Genomic DNA, 6007 nt, shown 5'->3' on the forward strand with positions numbered 1-6007 from the left:
CCGGACGCGAACTGCGGCTCGTACGGCACTCCCCGGATGATGTTCTGGACCCCGAGGCGCCCGAACTCTTCCATGACACTGCCTTCGAGGCCCGGGTCCGATTCGGGGGTGGCAGTGGTCAGGATGAGTGCCGAGCGAACCAGCTCATCGAGGCCGCGGGCAGCGAGCCCCTCGAGCATCCGGTAGGCCTGCTTGGCCATGTCGGTACGCAACGGCAACGGCACCACCAACAGGTCCGAGTGCTCGACGGCCCACAGCCAGTTCGAGGCCAAGGGGTTGTTGCCGGTGTCGATGAAGATCAGGTCCCGGTGCCGGCGCAGTACGGCCATCAGGGCCGCGCATTCGTCCCATCCGATTCCGCGTTCGCGGGTGGTGGAGTTGTCCGCGGCCAGCACCTCGTCGAGCGTCGGTTGCAGGCGCAGATAGTTCCCCAACGCCCCGGACACCGCCGACGCGGACGCCAGTTCGGAGGCGTGTTCGAGTACATCCCACGGTCCGAGTTCGTTCTCGGTGGTGCGGGCGGCACGGTCGCCGAGGGTGCCGGTGGCCTCGTTCGCATCCCAGGCGACCACGCCGCGGCCGCGGTGGCGGCCGAAGGTGTTCGACACGGTCAGAAGGCTCGGGGTCTTACCGGCACCGCCCTTGGGGTTGGCGAAGGTCACCACCGAGCAGCCCGGTAGGGGTTGCTGGATACGCTCGAGCGAGTCGCGGAATCGCATCTCCGCCGACTCCGGGGTCGGCCGGATCCGCAGACCTGTCGCGGCGTTGATCTTGCCGCGCCATCCCCACACGGCCGGGCCGATGTCCTCGGCCGTGGAGGGTTCGAGGAAACCCCCGGGGCGCGGGGTGGTCATCTCGGCCGCGGGTGATTCGTTGGCGGCGAGCGCGTCCTGACCGACGGCGTAGGGGTCGGCGTATGCGTCCTCACCGGCACCGATCTCGGCGGATTCCGCGGTGTCGCCGTCCCGGACGGGCGGTTCGGGCTCAGGGCGCGGTGTGTGGCGCTTGAGGCGTTGGGTGCGCAGGTTCACCGCGTTCTCGGCGGCGTAGTCGTCGGTGGAGGAGTCTTCGTATCGGGCGGGTGAGCTCACGACAGTTCCTTCGGGTGGGATGGACGTCGGATACTGGGCGGGTTCGTCGGTCACAGCGGTTGCACCGCATCGACGGACCATTGGTCGCCGCTGGCTACGACCAGCACTGCGACTTGGGTGGTGGCGACGCCGACCACGCTGTTGTCCGGTGCCACCGCGGTCTGCTCGACCTGGTACATGCGGTGCACCGTCGTTGCGGTGTCTTTCGCGCCCTGGTTGGCCACGGGTGTGACGGTCGGCCACACCTGCGCCTTCGCTGCGGCCCATTCGAGCCACTGCCCGCCTGGACTCGAAATCGGCGCGGTGCCGGTGAGATCGGCGCGAAGATCCTCGGTGAGCAAGGCGCCGGTGCGCGCGGCCGCGTCGTTCGGGCCGGCGTCGACGACCGTGTTCCAGGTGAACCACGTGGTGACCACGGCATCGGCCACTGCGGCGGGGTCGGAACGGTCCACGCCGGCGACCTGCTCCGGGGCAGTCTGCGGGATGGTGGCGTGCGGCCGGGTGGCTTCGGTGGACGGTGCATCGGACGGGGACCACTGCTGTGCCCTCGCTGGGGTGCTCGTCGGCGCAGGTGCAGACCGGTCGTCGCTACCGGAGGAGCACCCTGCCAGCACTACTGCTGATGCGGCCACCACCGCTACAGCCGCGAGTACGTGGCCGCGCATCACTGCTCCTCGTCGACGAGGAGATCGGACAACCGGATCGCCTGCCACGCCTGATAGCCCGGTCGTTCGCAGTACTCGCAGGCCGGGTTGGTCTCGGTGATGTCGAGTTCGAGTGCGACGCAGGCTTTCGCCGCGGTCCCGGCGAGCCGGTCACCGTCGAGGTTCGGGTTGCTGATGTGCAGTACCAACCGCACCGCCTCGAGCCCCTTCGATTCACGCACCTTGCCGGCCAGGAACACCGCCTTGCCCGCCGCGGAGTTGTCTGCCGAGTCCTGATTGCCCTCGCGGTAGATGGTGTCCTTCTCGTGGAAGGTGCCGTACCAGGCGGCTTCGTTGACCTGGGCGTCGGTGCCCTCGTTGACCGCCGGGCCGGGCAATACTGCGAACGAGCCCCGCTCGTCACCTGCCGCATACAGCTCGACCAGAGGGGCGGAGGCGGCGGCCGCGGCGATGGCCTGCTGGCGGGCGGCGTTCTCGGTTTCGCGTTGGGTGTCGTAGTCGATGTCGAGCTGCTTGTAGAGCTCACGCTTGACCTTCGGCCACATCGACCGCGACATCAGCTTTTTCGACGACGCCCAGGTGCGCAGTGCGGCGGTGTCCGAGCCGCGCAGCTCGGCGGCGGCGTCCCGCACTGCGGCCGCGGCCTTTTCCCATTCATCCGACGCTGTGGCTGTTGCCATCCTCTTCGACCTCTCTTCGGGGTGTCACCGGCGGTGCCGGTGTCCTGGTGGTGGTGGTTCACGCAGCTCACGCGAACCTTCTGGCTTTCAGGCCGGTGGCCGGTGGGGTCCACTCGGAGACCTTCACCACGCCACCGGATTCGGGGGCTTCGACGACCTTGTTGCCGCCAATCCAGATGAAGATGTGTCCGGAGTGGGGCTGGATGACATCGCCCGGTCGCAGATCTGCGGGGTTGCCGATCGCGGCGCCGCGGGCGTCTGTGATCTGCGTTTGGTCCAGGTGTGAGAGCACGATGCGGCCACCGGTGGCCTGCGCGACGGCGTATTTGACCAGGCCGGAGCAGTCGAAGCCGATCTTGTTGAAGTCGCCGAAGCTGTCGGCGACGCCGCCGCCGTCCCGGATGCCCTTGGTGGGGCCGTTCTCGTCGCCGCCGCCCCAGGCGTAGGGGGTGCCGAGCCAGCGCAGCGCGGCGTCGACCACGGCGTTGCCGGTGGTGGGCCCACCGGGGCCGGGCGACGGTGTGGTGGTGTCGGTGTAGACCTCGAGGGCGCTTTTGCGGATCTGGGCGACGTAGTTCTGGGTTTCGGCGTTCTGGCACACCTGGCCTTGTGACAGTGTGTTGCCGGGGCCGCAGTTGTACATGCTCAACGCCAGATCGACGACGTCGCCGGTCAACCGGCCCTCGGCCAGGCCCTTCCGCGACAGTTCGACCATCTTGCAGTCGTAGGAGGCCATCGACATTGTCGCGTCGGCTGCCGAGTGCATGTTGCGGTTGCCGTCATCGTCGCCGTCGACACCTTCGCTTTCCCATGTCGTGGGAAGGAACTGCGCCGACCCTGTTGCCTGCGACCGCACGTTGTAGGCGTTGCGGTTGAACTTCGATTCCTGGTGGGTTTGAGCGGCCAGGATCGGGGCGGTGATCTCGGGGCACGTGGCCGCGGCCTTGATCAGCCATGGCTCGAATTCCGCCGGGGCCGAGCCCCGACGAAGCCCGGTGCCGCCAAGGGACGGCCGCGCACACCCCGCCCCGCCGTTCAAGGGTGTGCTCACGGCCACCGCCTGAACCGCGATCTCCGCCGGTCCACTCGGTGCAGCTGCGGCCGGTTCGGTCGCGCCGGACAACCATGGCGCCGGATCGGTGGGCACACCCGCACCGTCGGGGAGTCGGCCGCCGTTCCACACCTCGAAATGCAGATGCGGCCCAGTCGATTCGCCCTCGTTACCGACGCCGGCGATTTCCTGACCGGCGGACACCTGCTGGCCCTTGGTCACTGTGATGGTCGAGGCAGGCATGTGCCCGTAGACGGTGGAGAGCTTTGTGCCCTCGACCTCGGTGTCGATGATCACCCAGTTGCCGAATCCCTGGGCGTACCCGGCGTCGGCGACCGTTCCGGAAGTCGCCGCGTAGATCGGGGTTCCCAATGGAGCTGCGAAGTCGACACCGCGGTGAAATGAACCCCATCGGGGCCCGAAGCCGGAGGTGAGTTGGTATGTGCCGGCGCGCATCGGCTGGGTCGTTGTCCCCGGACCCGGTGCTACCTTGCCGATCGCAGGCCCAGTGGGCAGGCAATCGTCGACCGCTTTCGGGTTGTCGCTACCCAACACCAAGAAACCGATCATCGCTACCGCGGCCGCGAGAGTTGCGGCCGCGGCTTTGACGCCGGTCTTCGAGGAATTGGGTGCATCACCCATCGTCATGTCCTTACGTGTGTCGTGTGTCTTGCCCGCCCGGGCACGAAGGTCAGCAGCAGTGCGCTACCGCGAATGTCGATCTCCGCCCGGTGGGAAACGCTCTCGCCCAAGAGGTCTCCCACCTGTGGGTTGGTGTGCCGGCTACCCTCCGATCGCCTTGGTCGCGATGTCCACCACGACCTGCAGAGCGGTGCGTTTTCCGTCGATCAGCCAGGTGTTGTAGGCCTCGTGGACCTTCGATCCGAGAAAGCTCGCCGCGGTGAATCCCTCATCGAGGAACTCGGTCAGGTTCATCGCGTTCGGTGACGTCGACGCAGTGAGCGCAGAGGTGCCCAACCCGACGAAATCGTTGTTCGCCGCTTGGGCCCCCATCACAGTGGTCAGCGCATCGGCAGGGGCGTGGAGTTGTTCGGGAGACATCTTCTGCCCGGGAACGATGATCCCCAGGGTGACGTTCGCCAGATCCAACCCCAGTGGGAGCAGTTGCCCGAGCGCAAAGAGGTTGCCGGTTTCGGCGACCTGCCAGGCCACTTCCTGAATTTGGCCGACATCACGGGCCATTCGAATGACATCGACATTGCCCAACAGATCCACGATCATCGACGCGATCGCCGCCGTTCCGGACGGGTCCGGAATCAGCCGCAGCAGCTGGGCGATCGATTTCAGATCCACCCCGGCCGCCATCTTCACGAACGGGGAGAGCTGGTTGTTCAGCTCGCCCGCCACCTGATGTGCGGCCTTGATGTTCCCGGCCAGCAGATGTCCCACGAGGGCTTGTAGATTCGCGACGACGCCCTGGTAGTCCACCGAAGTCACCGCGGCAACGACATTGAGGATCTGGTTGATGATCGTCACCGGTTTGATCGCCGAGAGCACCGAGGTTGCGGTCTGGAGCTGGTCGAGCGGGGTGCTGGCCAGTGGCGCCACCCCCGAGGACAACGACTGTGCTGGCGCACTCAGATCGGCATACGAGGGCGCGGAGCTGGTGGGGGCTCCGCCGCCGGAGGTGGACGAGAGGATGGTGTTCGCCAGCTGCACCACCGACTCGGCGGCGGTGACCACCTTCGGGACATCGACCTGGTCGAGAGCATCGACCACCGAGTTCGTGACTGCTTCCGGAGAATCGACGGGTGCTTCCCGTAAACTGGCGCGGGCAGCGGGATTCGCGGCCATCCACTGCTGAGTCTGTGCGATCGGGGCGAAGGTGCCCGAGACCAGTTGCGCCTGCTGGCGAACCGCGGCCACTTCGGCGGCCTGCACGGTGGAGTTCGGTGCCGGTGCGGACTGGAGGCGTTCGACGGCCGAGGCCAACGACTGCGCAGCGCCCGGTGCCGATGCGAGATCGGCGATCCCGTAGTCGGTGCTCACACCGTCCACGAACTTGGTGGCATCACCACCGGCGGGTCCGGCATTCGGTGCGGAGCCAGAGGCGTTCGCAGTCGCGGCGACGGCGTCCGGAATCGGTGCCGTCGTGGTGGCGGCGCTCGCTGATGCAGTGGTCGGGGCTACCGCACCAGGCGGATTGGCCAGTACACGGCCCAGCGAGGCCAGGAAGGTGTCTTGGCCGGCATCGGTGTTGCAGTACTTATCGCCCGGGTTGCAGATATCGAACACCCGGCCCGACAGTGCCCCGAACCCTTCCGCCGCGGGACCGGCGATGCCCTGACCGTCGAGCTTGGGCCCAACCACCTGGGAGCCCTTCGTGCCGTTCTTCGGGTTCGCCACCAACACCACCGCGCGGACTGCCGACACCGGGACCGGTCCGCGGCCGGCACCGATGTTCACCGCAACGTCGTTGGCGACATCAGCGCCCTGCGAATATCCGGCCAGGACGAAACTCGAGGCTGGGCAACGTGCCATCACGTTCGACACCGACTG

The 6007-nt window shown here is 67.3% G+C and carries 5 protein-coding genes; all 5 read right to left on the bottom strand.

The features are described from left to right. Positions 1 to 1091 (bottom strand): MinD/ParA family ATP-binding protein (locus tag WAW17_RS09700; RefSeq protein ID WP_422332769.1); only part of this gene is annotated, 1091 nt, incomplete at its 3' end. A 50-nt stretch (positions 1092 to 1141) separates the two neighbouring features. Continuing rightward, entirely contained in the window at positions 1142 to 1756 is a 615-nt protein-coding gene (locus tag WAW17_RS09705) for a hypothetical protein (protein WP_422332770.1), read from the bottom strand. Next, positions 1756 to 2436 (bottom strand): hypothetical protein, encoded by a 681-nt coding sequence (locus tag WAW17_RS09710; RefSeq protein ID WP_422332771.1) that lies wholly within the window; start codon positions 2434 to 2436, stop codon positions 1756 to 1758. Before WAW17_RS09710 ends, WAW17_RS09705 begins: the two co-directional genes overlap by 1 nt. A 67-nt stretch (positions 2437 to 2503) precedes the next feature. After that, positions 2504 to 4129: a peptidoglycan DD-metalloendopeptidase family protein gene (locus tag WAW17_RS09715; RefSeq protein ID WP_422332772.1), complete on the bottom strand. Its 1626-nt coding sequence runs from the start codon at positions 4127 to 4129 to the stop codon at positions 2504 to 2506. A 141-nt stretch (positions 4130 to 4270) separates the two neighbouring features. Next, positions 4271 to 6007, bottom strand: a 1737-nt coding sequence (locus WAW17_RS09720; protein WP_422332773.1) for a cutinase family protein, incomplete at its 5' end; no start/stop codon positions are given.

The organism is Rhodococcus sp. (in: high G+C Gram-positive bacteria) (assembly GCF_049286785.1).
GTDB lineage: Bacteria > Actinomycetota > Actinomycetes > Mycobacteriales > Mycobacteriaceae > Rhodococcus_F.

Excerpts from the sequence above, each read along its gene's own strand:
- WAW17_RS09710 (WP_422332771.1), bottom strand. The coding sequence starts at position 2,436 with ATGGCAACAGCCACAGCGTCGGATGAATGGGAAAAGGCCGCGGCCGCA.
- WAW17_RS09705 (WP_422332770.1), bottom strand. The coding sequence starts at position 1,756 with ATGCGCGGCCACGTACTCGCGGCTGTAGCGGTGGTGGCCGCATCAGCA.
- WAW17_RS09715 (WP_422332772.1), bottom strand. The coding sequence starts at position 4,129 with ATGGGTGATGCACCCAATTCCTCGAAGACCGGCGTCAAAGCCGCGGCC.